The sequence below is a fragment of the Aliterella atlantica CENA595 genome (assembly GCF_000952155.1).
Lineage (GTDB): Bacteria > Cyanobacteriota > Cyanobacteriia > Cyanobacteriales > Chroococcidiopsidaceae > Aliterella > Aliterella atlantica.
The window spans coordinates 166,885-181,800 of the sequence record NZ_JYON01000003.1 but is presented as its reverse complement, the minus strand read 5'-3'; the positions used below and the strand labels follow the sequence as shown (position 1 = coordinate 181,800).

Annotated in this window: 10 protein-coding genes; 4 read left to right on the top strand and 6 right to left on the bottom strand. The window is 42.7% G+C overall.

Annotation, left to right across the window (positions count from 1 at the left end):
* Nucleotides 1-5 precede the first annotated feature (5 nt).
* A complete protein-coding gene (locus tag UH38_RS04765) occupies nt 6-851 on the bottom strand; it encodes a class I SAM-dependent methyltransferase (protein WP_045053479.1) in 846 nt (281 codons plus the stop codon).
* Between the two features lie 85 nt (nt 852-936).
* On the opposite strand from UH38_RS04765, the gene miaB reads away from it, so the two are divergent.
* Nucleotides 937-2,328, top strand: a complete 1,392-nt coding sequence (miaB, locus tag UH38_RS04760) for a tRNA (N6-isopentenyl adenosine(37)-C2)-methylthiotransferase MiaB (RefSeq protein ID WP_072044880.1) — start codon at nt 937-939, stop codon at nt 2,326-2,328.
* On the opposite strand, the gene UH38_RS04755 is transcribed toward miaB, so the two are convergent.
* Together UH38_RS04755 and UH38_RS04750 are read right to left on the bottom strand one after the other, a co-directional pair.
* The gene (locus UH38_RS04755) at nt 2,289-3,335 is read right to left on the bottom strand and encodes a diguanylate cyclase domain-containing protein (protein ID WP_235355074.1); all 1,047 of its coding nucleotides are present in this window, start codon (nt 3,333-3,335) and stop codon (nt 2,289-2,291) included. The genes miaB and UH38_RS04755 overlap by 40 nt on opposite strands.
* Nucleotides 3,332-6,106 carry a hybrid sensor histidine kinase/response regulator gene (locus UH38_RS04750; RefSeq protein ID WP_045053476.1) on the bottom strand — a complete coding sequence of 925 codons (2,775 nt, stop codon included), beginning with the start codon at nt 6,104-6,106 and terminating at the stop codon, nt 3,332-3,334. Before UH38_RS04750 ends, UH38_RS04755 begins: the two co-directional genes overlap by 4 nt.
* 540 nt (nt 6,107-6,646) lie before the next feature.
* Between UH38_RS04750 and UH38_RS04745 the strand changes: the two genes are divergently transcribed.
* Nucleotides 6,647-7,750, top strand: coding sequence for a D-alanine--D-alanine ligase family protein (locus UH38_RS04745; protein WP_045053475.1), 1,104 nt, complete (start codon nt 6,647-6,649; stop codon nt 7,748-7,750).
* A 46-nt stretch (nt 7,751-7,796) separates the two neighbouring features.
* Entirely contained in the window at nt 7,797-8,705 is a 909-nt protein-coding gene (locus tag UH38_RS04740) for a hypothetical protein (protein ID WP_045053474.1), read from the top strand.
* 1 nt (nt 8,706) lies between these two features.
* On the opposite strand, the gene UH38_RS04735 is transcribed toward UH38_RS04740, so the two are convergent.
* Both UH38_RS04735 and UH38_RS04730 read right to left on the bottom strand, forming a co-directional pair.
* Nucleotides 8,707-10,248, bottom strand: a complete 1,542-nt coding sequence (locus UH38_RS04735) for a phytoene desaturase family protein (RefSeq protein ID WP_045053473.1) — start codon at nt 10,246-10,248, stop codon at nt 8,707-8,709.
* Nucleotides 10,249-10,314: 66 nt separating this feature from the next.
* A complete protein-coding gene (locus UH38_RS04730; RefSeq protein ID WP_045053472.1) occupies nt 10,315-10,722 on the bottom strand; it encodes a YbaY family lipoprotein in 408 nt (135 codons plus the stop codon).
* 93 nt (nt 10,723-10,815) lie between these two features.
* On the opposite strand from UH38_RS04730, the gene UH38_RS04725 reads away from it, so the two are divergent.
* Entirely contained in the window at nt 10,816-12,576 is a 1,761-nt protein-coding gene (locus UH38_RS04725) for an amidase (protein ID WP_045053471.1), read from the top strand.
* A gap of 35 nt (nt 12,577-12,611) precedes the next feature.
* Here the strand turns inward: UH38_RS04725 and UH38_RS04720 are convergent, their stop codons facing one another.
* A complete protein-coding gene (locus tag UH38_RS04720) occupies nt 12,612-14,897 on the bottom strand; it encodes an FdhF/YdeP family oxidoreductase (protein ID WP_045053470.1) in 2,286 nt (761 codons plus the stop codon).
* Nucleotides 14,898-14,916: the final 19 nt, after the last annotated feature.

The window sequence follows — 14,916 nt, the reverse complement described above, 5'->3', positions numbered from 1 at the left end:
GATATTCATAACAGAGATTTATTGTTTGTTCCTTTACGTCCGAAAGTAAAGAAGATAGTAACATCGTCCCAAATGCCTTTATCTGTAACTAATGCTTCTAGTTCTGCGTCATAATCAGCTTTAGCCTGGATTAATTGCTCTGGTGAGAGTTGCCGTAAAGAACTGCTGAGAGGATGTTTTAAGCTGATTGCCCAAATATTTTTTGCTCGCTCTAAGCTGATATAGCTGCCATATTGTGCGCTTTTTATTTCAATATCGGTAAAACCTGCATCAGTTAGCAAAGTGGAGCATTTTTCTTGAGTACCAGTTATTCCGTGAAAATTTAGCCCAATGCCGTGTTTTCGGGCAACTTTCCCCAAGATAACGCCAGTAATGAAAGCTGTTTCGGCAAAGCCATGAAAACCAATTAATCCGCCTACTTTGAGAAATTGATGCCATCGGCGCAAAGCTTTGGGAATATCGGTCAGCAAAATTAGTGCTGAAGAACATAAAATCGTATCAAAGCTGCTATCTGGAAAGTCTAGAGTTTCAGCATCGGCTAGTTTAAACTCAATATTATCTAGTCCTGCTGCCTTAGCTTTGGTATTTGCCATATCGAGCATCCCAGTAGAAATATCTACTCCTACTACTCGACCATTTGAACCTACAAGTTGGGCGGCTTCAATGGCAACTAAACCTGTCCCAGTAGCAATGTCTAATACTTTTTGTCCTGTTTGGATGTTGGCGTATTCAACTAGATGATGAGCAATTGATGGATGAAAATCGCCTTCATCGTCGTAGTTGCTACTCCTTTGCGAGTACATATCGGCAATTTGCTGTTTGAACTTATCCAAGTTTAAGGAGTCATTCATAGTAAACTAAAGGTCGCTCTACATAATGCCAAAAACTATAATAAAGATTGGCATAACCTTTTTTACTATATTATTTAGTTTATAAATGGACACGATCGCTTTTAACCGCCTCTACCATATCGTTACTTTTGGCTGTCAGATGAACAAAGCTGACTCCGAACGCATGGCTGGTATTTTAGAAAATATGGGTTTCGAGCGATCGCCCGACCCAAATCAAGCCGATTTAATTGTCTATAATACTTGTACGATTCGGGATAATGCTGAACAAAAGGTTTATTCCTACTTAGGTAGACAAGCCAAGCGCAAACACAACGAACCTAACCTTACTTTGGTAGTTGCTGGCTGTGTAGCGCAGCAGGAAGGAGAAGCGCTGCTAAGACGAGTCCCCGAACTAGATTTAGTTATGGGACCTCAACACGCTAACCGTTTGGAAGATTTGTTGCAACAAGTTTTTGATGGCAACCAAGTAGTAGCGACAGAAACAGTCCATATTGTTGAAGATATTACTAAGCCACGCCGCGATAGTACGGTTACAGCTTGGGTAAATGTAATTTATGGCTGCAACGAACGCTGTACTTATTGCGTGGTTCCTAACGTACGCGGCGTGGAACAATCGCGCACGCCTGAAGCTATCCGCGCTGAAATGGAACAGCTAGGCAGATTGGGTTATAAGGAAATAACTTTACTCGGTCAAAATATCGATGCTTACGGGCGAGATTTGCCAGGAACTACGCCAGAAGGTCGTCACCTGCATACTTTGACAGATTTACTTTATTACGTGCATGACGTGCCAACAATTGAGCGGATTCGCTTTGCTACCAGTCACCCGCGCTATTTTACCGAGCGACTAATTAAAGCTTGTGCCGAACTGCCTAAAGTCTGCGAACACTTCCATATTCCCTTTCAATCAGGGGATAACGAAATATTAAAACAAATGTCGCGGGGATATACTCAGGAGAAATATCGCCGGATTATCGATACTGTACGTCGCTATATGCCCGATGCATCTATTAGCGCCGATACTATTGTCGGTTTTCCTGGGGAAACTGAGGCGCAGTTTGAAAATACGCTGCAATTAGTTACAGATATCGAATTCGATCATCTCAATACTGCTGCCTATTCGCCTCGTCCTGGAACTCCTGCGGCTTTGTGGGATAATCAACTGAGCGAAGAAGTAAAAAGCGATCGCCTACAAAGACTCAATCACCTGGTTAATGTCCAAGCAGAAAGGCGCAATCAGCGATATCTCAACCGCACAGAAGAAGTATTAGTAGAAGACCAAAATCCTAAAGATCCCTCTCAAGTCATGGGGAGAACGCGGGGAAATCGTCTGACTTTCTTTACAGGCAATATTAGCCAATTAAGAGGCAAATTAGTCCGAGTCAAAATTACAGACGCTCGTGCTTTCAGCTTGACAGGAGAAATCGTGCAACCTGGTTATTTAGGACAGGAAAAGATGGCATCGTATAGCTTGTAATTATTGCGTCCTTGCTTTTTGGCAGTATATAACGAGCGATCGGCAGCAGCAATTAGCGATTCAACGGATGTTTCACGATTCGGTACTTGACAGCTAATGCCTAAACTTGCAGTTACAACTGTACTGACGCGAGATTTTGCATGGGGGATATTAAGTTGTTCAATTCCAGAGCAAATTAATTTGGCTACCTGCATCGCTCCTTGAGCATCGGTATTAGGCAATATAACTGCAAACTCTTCTCCGCCATAACGCGCAACTAAATCTGCTGGACGCTTGGCAAGTCGAGCAATTAATTGAGCAATTTGCTTTAAACAATTGTCGCCCGCCTGATGCCCGTAGAAGTCGTTGTAGCTTTTGAAGTAGTCGATATCGCACAAAACTAAAGATAGCGGCGCTTGCTCGCGCGCTAGCCGTCGCCATTCTGCTTGTAGATGTTGGTCGAAGCAGCGCCGATTAGCAACTTCGGTTAAGCCATCTATGTTGACTAAACGTAGTAGTTCGCGGCAAGCGGATTCTGCTTTTTGCCTGGCAATTTGGAGTTCTGTTGCCTGCTGCTGCAATAATTCGTTCTGCTTTTGCAATTGATGAGTTAATGCCTGAACCCGCAAGTGAGTATTAATTCGAGCTAAAAGTTCTTCTTGTTGAATGGGTTTGGTGATGTAATCTACTGCTCCTAACTCAAATCCTTTGACTTTATCTTGCGTATCTGTCAAAGCTGTCATGAAAATTATCGGAATAGCTTGAGTTTGAGGATCGGCTTTGAGTTGACGACAAGTTTCAAAGCCATCTATTCCTGGCAAGAGTACGTCTAGCAAAATCATCTGCGGACGTGCATACTTTGCCCTTTGTAAACCGCTTTCACCATCTTGAGCGACTAAAACAACAAAATTTTTAGCTTCTAGATATTCGGCAGCTAGCCGCAAATTAATTGGGCTATCGTCAACAACCAAAATTGTTGCCTCTGCTGACTCAGATTCGCTATTAATAATGGGGTTTGCGCTCATCATAGGAATTGGGAAGGCAAATATTTTTTAATTAAGGAGACAATTGCTTTTTCTTGAAATTCTCCAGCTAGTTCTTTGAGGGTATGGGCAAAAGGAATATATTTTGCATCTAATGCTTCTAAATAGTTAGCGCGATCGCAAATTTTTCGCATACTGCCGAGCATTGCTAATTCGTATAGTACCTCCATCTCTGCTTGTGGGGGTGTGACTAATGATGCTACCGACTTTGGGGTTACTTCCATCTTAGGATCTTCTGCATAAACCCACTCTAATTGCAAATGTTGTTGTAACAGGCTTAGTAAGTGTTGCTCGTTAATTGGCTTAGACAAAAAAGCTGTAAATCCTGCTTCTTGCCAGTTGTGCTGTTCTATACTCAAGCTACTAGCAGAGACAGCAATAATTTTTGTATCGCTAAGTTCAAGCATCTGGCGAATTTCGGCTGCTGCTTCAAAACCGTTTTTGCCTGGCATTACTAAGTCGGTCAAAATTAAGTCAGGATGAGTTGTACGGGCAAGTTCAATTTCCTGCTGCCCGTTTTCTGCTACTACTAGATCGAAACCCAAAGGCTCTAACATATCGAGCAATACTAGGCGATTTTCTAGTTTATCGTCTGCTACTAAAATTCTCCGCCGTTTTCCTGCATAACCCTTGACTTGAAGTGGCTGTTCTTGTTTTGTTTCTTCTAATATATTTGTTGAGGGTAAAGTAACTTTAAACCAAAAGGTAGATCCTTTATTTAATTGGCTGCTGACGTTAAGTTTGCCGCCCATTAGTTCAACAAGTTGCCGACTAATTACTAAGCCTAAGCCTGTTCCTTCTACCCGCTGCCCAGCAGAGCTAACTTGTTCAAAAGGTTGAAAAATTTTTGCTAGCTGTTCGGCATCCATGCCCATACCTGTATCAATAACCTCAAAGCAAATTACCTGCTGTACAAAGGAATTCGATGATACTTCTTTTAGGGGGCGATCGCCACTTACCTTGAGGATGACTTGTCCGCGTTCTGTAAATTTAACAGCGTTGCTTAATAGATTGAGCAGAATTTGTCTCAATCGTTTTTCATCTGCACGAATTATCGCAATTGAATTGCTATGATTTTCATATTTAAAGTCAATATCTTTCTCTAAAGCCCTCATGCGGACGATCTCTACTACTCCCTGCATAAATGTTTGAAAATGAAATTCTGTGCAGTTGAGTTCCATTTTTCTAGCTTCGATTTTAGCAATATCTAAAATGTCATTAATTAAAGTTAATAGGTGAGTGCCACTTTTATAAATAATATGCACACCATTAAGCTGTTCGGAACTTAAAGTGCGATCGCGTTTGAGAATTTGCGCGTAACCCAAAATGCCATTGAGCGGAGTCCGCAGTTCGTGACTTATATTGGAAAGAAACTCGCTTTTAGCTTGGCTAGCTACTTCTGCTTGCTCTTTAGCTTTAGTTAATTGGGCTGTACGTTCTTTTACTCTGCTTTCTAATTGTTCGTTGCTTGTTGCTAAGGCATTGAAGGACTCGCGCAATTGCTGCGCCATCCGGTTAAAAGACTGGGCAACAATCCCTAATTCCTCAATTTTTGATACTTCTACTTGCTTGTCTAGTTCTCCTGATGCGATCGCTTCGGATGCTTGACTTAGATGCAATAGCGGTTGCACAATCCAGCTAGAAGTATAAATACCAATTAATGTGGCGATCGCTAAAGCTAATAGGCACAAAAATATAGTATGGCGAGTGTTTGCTTGAATTTCTGCTATAAAGTCCGATTCTGGCACAGTAACGACAATCAGCCAATTTAAACCATATTTATCTTGCCAAGGAGTAACTTGAGCGAAGGTTTTTTCGCCAGCAATATTTAAGTCTATGTGTTGGCTGCTCTGAATTTGACTTAAGTTTTTATAGCGATCGACTAAATACTTGGTTGTTTGTTTAATTGCCGGATCTTGACTGTCAATTGCTTTAATTCTTTGTGCTTCGCCATTGTCTAGTTTAAAAAATCCTTCTTGAGTTGAAGTCGCTACGATTAAGCCGTTCCGCTCTAAAATAAATATCTTTGCTGATGGACTAACTTGAATTTGACTTAAAAAGTTACTTAGAAGTGACAAGATATAGTCAATACCAATTGCCCCAATTAATTGCTTATCTGTATCGTATAAAGGATAGCTTGCAGAAACAGAAAGAATTGAAGGATCGTCATCCCATGTATAAATTTCGCTCCATAATGGGTGTCCCGCTTTTACTGCATCTATATACCAGCTATCTCTACGAAAATCGAATTTATCAACGATAATTTGCTTAGTCGGATTTCCTTGCTTGTCTGTAGCGAAACCATGATATTCACCAAGATAAGCTTGCTCGATTATATCCATCCGCAAGTTACCATCAGGAGCGCGATAAATACCAATAAAATCACCTTGAGGGTTGCCAAAGTTAATGTAGCCAAACTCGTTAAATGTCTGCATTTGCGCGTAAAAGTAACGCCCTACACTACGCAGATTTTTGGTATCTAGCATTCCTTGCTCAATCGCATTAGCGTTAATTTGATTGATCTGGTGAGGGATAGCTAAGTAAACATCTAAATGCTGGCGTACTCTTGCAGTAACGTTTACTCGGAGTTGAGCAGACAATTTTTTGACTGCTTTTTCGCCATTACGCAATGATAAGTAACCTGTCAATCCCACAGCAGCAAATATTAGCAGCACAAAGGGAGCAATTGAGATAAGTTGCAGGGGAATTTTATTAAAACTTTTGGCTGTAGTTTGCTTTAAGGATTTGAAAAACATATACTATTAATAAATGTTTAAAAAACTATCTCGATGTATTGTTTTAAATTAAAAGCAAAAGTTGACTAAGCTTTACAAGTATTATTAAGTTAATAAAAAACTCTTATTTGAGCAATACAGTAAAGCTATTAGCTTTCTCCTGCCTTTCGACCGTTAAAATGTTAATAATAGCTTAGATTAGTTTATAGGTTAACCGCGATTATACGTAAGTGCTTGCTATTGAGAGTAAATAATACAGAAAGTTTAAGTAATAATATAGATTGCTTGAATAGCAACAAAGAATACAGTTTTTATGAAGTTTTTAAATCTAAAAACAACAGCACAAACATCCGAAAAGCTAGTGTAGTTAGAATTTGTCCAAAAACGCAGGAAATGTATGACGCGATTAAGTAAAAATTAATTCGCCTAGAAGAGCTAATCCAACAAATTTAAAAAATCTGTAACTTTCTTAAATATATTGGCTCTGTAAGTCAAAAACACAAGTATTTACAGCAGATTATGGTACGCTATGCCCAGCGCAGAGAGTCAAAGGTGTTGAGGATGACGAAGCTGAAAGTAGGGGTGCTATTTGGTGGGCGATCGGGAGAGCATGAAGTTTCTATAAAATCGGCACAAGCGATCGCCAAAGCTTTGAGTACCAGTCAAAACGCAGATAAATACGAACTGCTGCCATTCTACATTCAAAAAAATGGTAAGTGGCTAGCAGGACAAGCGCCACAAAAAGTTTTAGAAGCTGGCGTACCTTTACTAGAAGCTGAAGATTCTGCTGCCAACCTAGCTGTAAAAACAACAAGTAACATCCAAAACAGCCCTTGGCAATCTCCTTCTCAAGTAGCAGAAGTAGATGTTTGGTTTCCCATATTACATGGACCTAATGGCGAAGATGGTACAGTCCAAGGGTTACTAACTTTGATGCAAGCTCCCTTTGTCGGATCGGGGGTATTGGGTTCGGCGTTGGGAATGGATAAAATTGCCATGAAAACTGCCTTTGCTCAAGCGGGATTAGCACAGGTAGAATATGTTGCCCTCAATCGCGCTCAAATTTGGTCGAATCCTTGCATATTTCCCAAAATAGGCGATCGCATTGAAGAAACTTTAGGCTATCCGTGTTTTGTCAAGCCTGCTAATTTGGGTTCGTCAGTAGGAATTGCTAAAGTGCGATCGCGTTCGGAACTAGAAACAGCTTTAGATCGCGCTGCTAGTTTAGATCGCCGGATAATTGTTGAAGCAGCAGTTGTGGGTAGAGAACTAGAGTGTGCAGTATTGGGAAACGATAACCCCAAAGCTTCCGTAGTGGGAGAAATTACGTACAATAGCGATTTTTACGATTACGAGACTAAGTATACCCAAGGCAAAGCTAACTGGGTTATTCCAGCAAAAGTACCAGAAGAGATCGCGCAGCAAGTACAAGAAATGGCTGTAACAGCTTTTCTGGCTGTAGATGCAGCAGGTTTGGCGCGAGTAGACTTTTTCTACGAAGAAGCGACAGGAAGAGTATTGATTAATGAAATTAATACGCTCCCAGGCTTTACAGCAACCAGTATGTACCCGCAACTTTGGGAAAACAGCGGTATTTCTTTCCCAGAATTAGTTAACCAATTGATTCAATTTGCTCTAGAAAGACACAGCACAAGTAATCAATAATGTTAGTAATATTTCCCCATCGCTGTACTAATTGGTGAAGATCGCCGTGAACAACAATCAAAGTACGCAGCAATCACCGCAATTGAGTCAACAGGAACCGCCAAAACCAAGTCGCCGACAACTTGAGTTGCTCAAAAATCATCCCTGGCTGTTATTGGTGATAGTGGCAGCCTTGTCAGTTGCGATCGCAGCTTTAGCTGTTTCTAGTTTAGTTAACATCGGGCGAGTAGATACTGCACAAACAAGCTCAAATCCCGATGAGACTACTCAATTTAGCGAGCCACAACGCCCTAAATCGACAAATTGGTTGTTGGTAATTTTTCTCTTGGGTGCTGGTACTGCTGGTGGAGTAATAGTTTATCGGCGGTTCAAAACATCGGCAATGCCCGATTTGAACTGGCAAACTGCCAGAAATACCTGGCAAACTGCTAGAAATAGGTTTATGCGCCGCAAACAGCGCAAGTTACTATTACAACAAAGTAAATCTACTGTTTCAGTAGAACCGCAGCTAGTTAGTGAATTTGTACCAGCTACAGATGTTGTTACAGCTAGCGAACCTATACCAGCTACAGATGTTGTTGCAGCTAGTGAACCTCAAACAATTACTGATGTTGTTGCAGCTAGTGAACTGCCCATAGTTAACGATGTTGTTGCAGCTAGTGAACCGCCCATAATTACTGATATTGTCACTAGCGAGGATAATAATTCAACAAGCGACCTTGAGCCAGAATTATTCGTATTATCTCTAGACGATTTGGTTGTTGACGAATTGCCACCGCCAGCAGAAACAGAAGTTATATATAACCCTACTGAAGCTGTAGTTACCATATTACCGCCAGAAGACGAGCAACCTGTAGATCCTAGTACGCGATCGCTAGTGGAAATGATGGATATTCGCCAATATCTATCTTTATCAGCAATATTGCAAGATTTTAAACCTAATAAACCAAAATAGGCTAAAAACCAATAGTTTTAAGCATTTCTAAGTGCTTGTGCAGAGGTGCTAGAGTATTTGCTGCGATCGCCCCACTAGCGGCAACTGCTGGTAAACCAATGCCTGGAAAAGTTGAATCGCCACAACACATTAACCCAGAAATAGGCGTATTAGGTCCAGGAAACAGTTCTTTTCCCGCCCGAATAGCTGGACCATAAGAACCCCGATGCCTCCTTAAGTAGCGCTCGTGAGTTAGGGGCGTACCGACAAGAGTTACTTGGGTGCGCGACCTAATATCGGGAATAAATCGCTCTAAAGCTTGCCACATTACTTCAGCACGCTCAAGCTTTTGTTTTTTATATTCTTGGCTGCTGCGATCCATGCCTTGCCAAACAGAATATGGCTCATTACCAGGCGTATAAACATGGACTACGTGCTTGCCTGGAGGTGCTAGCGATGGATCTAATACAGAAGGGATCGACGCAACTACAACATTTTGCGGTGCTGTAACGCCGGATTCCCAGTTATTAACGACGATATAGTGACAAGCTAGATCGGAACGGATATCTGTAGCATCGATGCCTAAATGCAGGTGCATGAAGCTATCGCACTCTGGAGTTGCTTGCCTTGCCTGTAATTTGGGAATTGCCTCGGATGGTAGCAGCTTGAGAGTATCCCAAATAGAAGTATTAGATACGATCGCTCGCCGCGCCCGTACAACATTGCCTCCTCGTAATTGCACGCCCACAGCGCGGTTATTTTCTACTAACACTTGCTCAACATGAGCGTTCAACATGAGTTTGCCGCCGTGTCGTTCTAGCCCTCTTACCAAGGCATCTACTAAAGCACCACTGCCCCCTATGGGATAGTCTAGTACCGTTCCCCCTCGATACCAGTCAGCAAACATAAAAGCCATTTCTGCCGCGCTAGTGCCGTCAGCAGGTAGCCCAGAAAGCAGAAAACAAAGCAAGTTGAGCCAGTTATGGATAAAAGGGTCGCTTACCGTGTCGTTCATAATCCGCGCAAACGGTCCTGTTAGCTTGGCAATATCCACAGCATGAGTAAGCAGTGCTGGCGCAAATTTGCCTACAGATACCAATGCACCCAAATCGAAGCGAACAGCAGTAGGCGGTAAAGTAAGCACAGCTTTAACCAAAGGTTCCATCACGCGCTGAAGTCCGCGCCACTCGCGCACAGCATCATTACCGCAAAATCTTGCTAAAATCTCGCAAAATTGCTCCGATCCTACTGATGTATCAAAGTCTCCTTCTGGCAAGCAGCAACCCCAAGTGTCATAAGTTGCCCATGATATATCTTCCCCAATGGCATCTAATACTTGCCGCAAAGGGTTGGCAGAAGGGCTGTACGACATTCCCGAATAGAGAGATGGACCTGAATCAAACTTAAAGCCTTGACGCTCAAAAGCGTGAGCAGCACCGCCAGCAATTGAGTGACTTTCGCAAACTACAACATCAATGCCATAACGTGCCAACAACGCCGCACAACTCAAACCGCCAATGCCACTACCAATAACAATTACTTCTGGATTTGCATCGGCTGTCATCAAAACTATATTCCTGCTGGTAGCTAAACTACAATAATTCGTAATTCGTAATTCGCGCATTCGTAATTACTTTTTGGTTAGAACTATATTAACTGTGTTGGGATTTCCGCGTGTAATTACTGGATAAGGTGAGGTGTGAGTATGAGTAACTTTGCCTTGATTAGTCATGCGGGCTTGAATGACGTAAGTATGTTGGGGATTAATTTGGGCTGGGTTGTATTTTAGGGCAAAATTAATTGGCGATCGCTTAGGGCTTGCGATCGCAACTCTAGCCAGAATATCCCCTGAACTATCTTGACGAGGCGATACATCTACCAATGTGATGTAAATAATTGCTTCTGGTGCTGAAGATAATTTTGGATAGCTCAACGTGCCTTTTACTTGAGCAAAGTTGGCGGCGATCGCATTTGCTCCTAAACTAATCGATATTATTGCACTCAAGGCGATCGGGTAAATAGCTTTGATAGAGCTCACATTTTAAAACCAAAATTTATATCAAAAGTGACAAAAATTTAGATAGATCCAAATTACTATCTGTGCTAGCAAAAGTTTAAAGAGGTGTGTCCCTTGAGCGATCGCTGGAAGCAAAACGTGCTTGCAACTTCATCTTTAACTTTGGCACTTATCCCTGGTATTGCCGAAGCAGCAACATTCTCCTTACAAGAAGCAAGTATTGCAGATGTCAATGCCGCATTTGATGCAGGTGCATTAACAAGTAGCACATTAACGCAACTCTACTTAAACCGAATTGATACCTACGATCGCGCAGGTCCCAACTTAAATTCTGTTGCTTACCTCAATCCTAACGCTCTAGCAGAAGCAGCAGAGCTAGACGAGCTTAGGCGCAAAGGCACTATTCTCGGTCCTTTACATGGCATTCCAGTGTTAATTAAAGACTCGTATAACGTCAAAGGATTACCTACAAGTAACGGAGTAGAAGCGCTCAAGTCACTAACTGCTACAGACGATGCATTTGCTGTCAAGCAACTTCGGGATGCTGGCGCAGTTATTTTGGGTAAGGCAAACATGAGTACCTGGGCTTTTTCCTACGATGGCGTGAGTGAAGCTTACGGACCTGTAATTAATCCTTACGCACCCGACGATCGCACTCCAGGCGGTTCTAGCAGCGGTTCGGGCGTTTCTGTAGCTTCTAGCATGGCATTACTCGCAATGGGTGGAGAAACTGGCGGCTCTATCCGCGTACCTAGCACTCACGACTCGTTAGTTGGGCTTAAACCTAGTGCTGGGCTAATTTCCGTTGCTGGTACTTGGCCGCTAACAACTGAGCGAGATGTAGTTGGTCCGATGGCTAAGTCAGTTACAGATGTAGCAATTAGCATGGATGCTTTAGTTGCCTACGATCCAAATAATATTTGGAACCCATATATTCCCGATAATCCGCGCCCTACTTCTTATACTGCTTATTTAGACGACAATTCGCTGCAAGGCAAAGTTTTGGCACTACCGCGACCTTATATTGGTAAAGGCGATCCCGCTAAGGGTGAGAGCTTTCCTATCGATCCGCAGGTTGCAGAGGCTTTCGAGCAAGCTAAAGAAGTGTTAGAAGCTCAAGGAGCAACTTTAATTGAAGTCGATATTCCCGCTCATGAAACTTGGTTTATCGATTATTTAGTTGAAGGCAATTTGCCAAACGGCTATCCTTCGCCAGAAAGTACGCGGAACTTGCAAAGTAGAGCTTATTACTATGAGGAACTTATTAAGGGCTACAACGACGACGAGATTAAATCGTTTGTCGATTTGGTAGACATTATCCCCGAAGATAACGAAAACTACGAATACGTCAAAGAAATTGCCGATATCATCGCCGCAGGAGAAGCTAAACCTTGGGAAGAACTGCCAGAAGTAGACCAAGCACTAGAAGCGATCGCCAAGCTACGAACGGAAGAATATGAGGAGTTTATGGCAGAGGAAGGAATTGATGCTTTTGTCTTTCCCAGTCTTAACTATCTTGCTCCACCCCAAGATGAAGAGGAAGCAAGCGAAGTGTACGAATTATACGGCAGTTTACCTGCTCGATTTGAGGCGAACATTCTTGGCGTTCCTGGGATTACAGTGCCAATGGGTTATTCAGAAGAAGGCATTCCTATGTCACTAGAATTTTTGGGTAACTATTATGGCGAGGCAGAAATTTTGGGTTACGCCTACGACTACGAAGCAGCAACCAATCTTTATCAACCACCTGCACTTGTACCTGCACTACCAGGAGAAGAGTTTAGTTACCAGCCTATCCCCGAACCTTCAGCAACTCCGGCTATAGTTTTGTTCGGATTGGGTGCATTTGCTCTCAAGTACAAGCGCAAGCGTTAAATTGAGGACAATTGTAGGGCAATTTTGTTTGCCCTTTAACTAACTTTCGAGTTAACTTGAGCGTAAACGATCGCAGGTACGCGTTTGAAAGCTGGAGTTCCCGAACGCCGATCGATTTTTGCCTTGAATAGCACGTTGGCTTCGGGGTAAAACATCAAAGCGGCTCCCAGGCGAATGCTACCGTAAATTAGCTCTACATTTTCTAGTTTGCCAGCATCTCCCTGGACTGTAACTAAGGAGCGATCGCTTAGTCCTGCACTTTCCGCATCTTGGGGATGCATCAAAATACAGTTGCGGTGCGGTATGCCGCGATATTTATCATCTAATTGATAAACTACTGTGTTGTGCTGGGAATAACTACGCCCAGTAATTAAAGCAACAACGATACTAGGAATTGTATTGGGTACGCCAAAATCTTGCGCTTTTGGTAATTCTAGCTGCGGTATAGGCGTAACAAACATTGCGGCTTTTTGCGATGGGGTAGCAAATTTGGGTTGCTCGAAAATGCGCCCCGAAATTGTAAACTCTTCGCCTGTAGCATCAATTTCACCAATCTTCTCATAGCCAGGAATTGTCTGGGCAATTAGTTGGCGCACGTATTTAGTATCTTGGAGTTGTCGCCAGTCAATCGGTGTATCGCCATGCAATCGATAGGCAAGCTCAGTCAAAAATTCAACTTCAGAAATTAAATCGGCATCTTTGAGATGGGTTTTACCTTCGTCATTTAACCGCACAAAGTTGTTACCTGATTCGGTAGTTGTTTTGTGGGGATTTTCAAACCGAGCAAATACAGGAATAATAATCGTGTTTTTCTGAGCTAAACCGTGAAAGTGTCCTAAATTCGGTTTGGTAGCAAGATAAATAATTGTCTCGATTTTAGATAAAGCACGTTTTGCCTGAGTTGAATCGGGATTAGCTGCATACAAGTTGCCACCTACACATATCAAGCTATCAACTTTACCCGCATCTGCTGCTTCAATCAAAGAGCGCGTATCGTAGCCAGGAACGCGACTGAGCGATCGCCCTATCAACTTTTCCAAGGCTGCTTGAATTTCTTTTTTCAATTGCACTGTTACGCCCATCGAGCCAAAGCCTTGGACGTTGGAGTGTCCGCGAATTGGCATCGTACCTGCGCCTACTTTGCCTGCATTCCCAGTTAATAGAGCAGTATTGGCAATACTAAAAATATTATCTACACTATTTTCCTGTTGGGTAATGCCCATTGCCCAAGCAAATACTACAGCTTGGGAACTGGCGATCGCTTCTGCTGCAAGTTCTATGTCTGCTTTAGCAACTTGGCACGTTTGCGTAATTGTCTCCCAGCTAGTGGCTTTGGCACTAGCAATTACTGCTTCCCAGCCTTCTGTATGCGCTTGCAAGTATTGAGTTTGAATTTTACCTGTTTCTAGCAAAGCTTTTTGGATACCTACAAACAAAGCTACATCGCTACCTGGCATCGGTTGCAGGTAAATAGAAGCAATCTCCGATCCTGGAAGTAAAGATTTTACAGGGAAAGCAGGCGAACCAAATTTAACTAAGCCAATTTCCACTACAGGATTAATGACAATTACCTTACCACCGCGATCGCGCAGTTTAATCAACTCGTTCATCAAGCGCGGATGATTGTAAGCTGGATTAGCACCGCACAATACTACACAATCAGAGTGCTGCAAGTTTTCTAAGCTCACCATCGATGTGCTAGAACCAAACATTTGCTTGAGTCCGAACGTAGAAGGCGCGTGGCACAAATCCGAACAGTCGGCTAAATTATTGGAACCGAGAACTCGCATCATCAATTGCAGCAAATACGCAGCTTCGTTGGAAGAACGCCCAGAACTATAAGATGCTACTCGTGCGGGTGACTTGTTAAATGCAGATGTTGCAATGTCATAAATCTCTGCCCAGGAAATATGCTCGTAATGAGATTTACCCTCACGCAGAATCATGGGGAAACTCAACCGCCCTAATTTATCTGCTTGGTAAGAATTTAGCTGTTGTAATTCTGCAATCGGTTGGGCAAACACTACGCTAGGGACAGGTGGTTGAATTTCCGATGCGATCGCCTCTACACTTTTCATGCAGCGTTGCAGCTTTTCGCCTGTTTCGTTAGTAAATCCGCCTTTTTGACCGCCTGTACCCCACGCACAAGATAAGCAAGCACTTTTATGTAGTAATGTCTGCCAAAGTTTGGCTCCTTCTGGTGCAAGCGTATGTTTCGCCCAATAACCAATAATGGGCAAACCACCACCTAAATCGGGGGTTTGCTCGTCTTTCTCTGACAGCGGATCGGTCAGTGCGCTTGATGTGATGTCTGCATCCATAAGCCTACATCTGCTTATT

What these genes read in the sequence shown, in the direction of transcription:
- UH38_RS04765 (WP_045053479.1), bottom strand. Translation starts at nt 851, where the DNA reads ATGAATGACTCCTTAAACTTGGATAAGTTCAAACAGCAAATTGCCGAT.
- miaB (WP_072044880.1), top strand. Translation starts at nt 937, where the DNA reads ATGGACACGATCGCTTTTAACCGCCTCTACCATATCGTTACTTTTGGC.
- UH38_RS04755 (WP_235355074.1), bottom strand. Translation starts at nt 3,335, where the DNA reads ATGATGAGCGCAAACCCCATTATTAATAGCGAATCTGAGTCAGCAGAG.
- UH38_RS04750 (WP_045053476.1), bottom strand. Translation starts at nt 6,106, where the DNA reads ATGTTTTTCAAATCCTTAAAGCAAACTACAGCCAAAAGTTTTAATAAA.
- UH38_RS04745 (WP_045053475.1), top strand. Translation starts at nt 6,647, where the DNA reads ATGACGAAGCTGAAAGTAGGGGTGCTATTTGGTGGGCGATCGGGAGAG.
- UH38_RS04735 (WP_045053473.1), bottom strand. Translation starts at nt 10,248, where the DNA reads ATGACAGCCGATGCAAATCCAGAAGTAATTGTTATTGGTAGTGGCATT.
- UH38_RS04720 (WP_045053470.1), bottom strand. Translation starts at nt 14,897, where the DNA reads ATGGATGCAGACATCACATCAAGCGCACTGACCGATCCGCTGTCAGAG.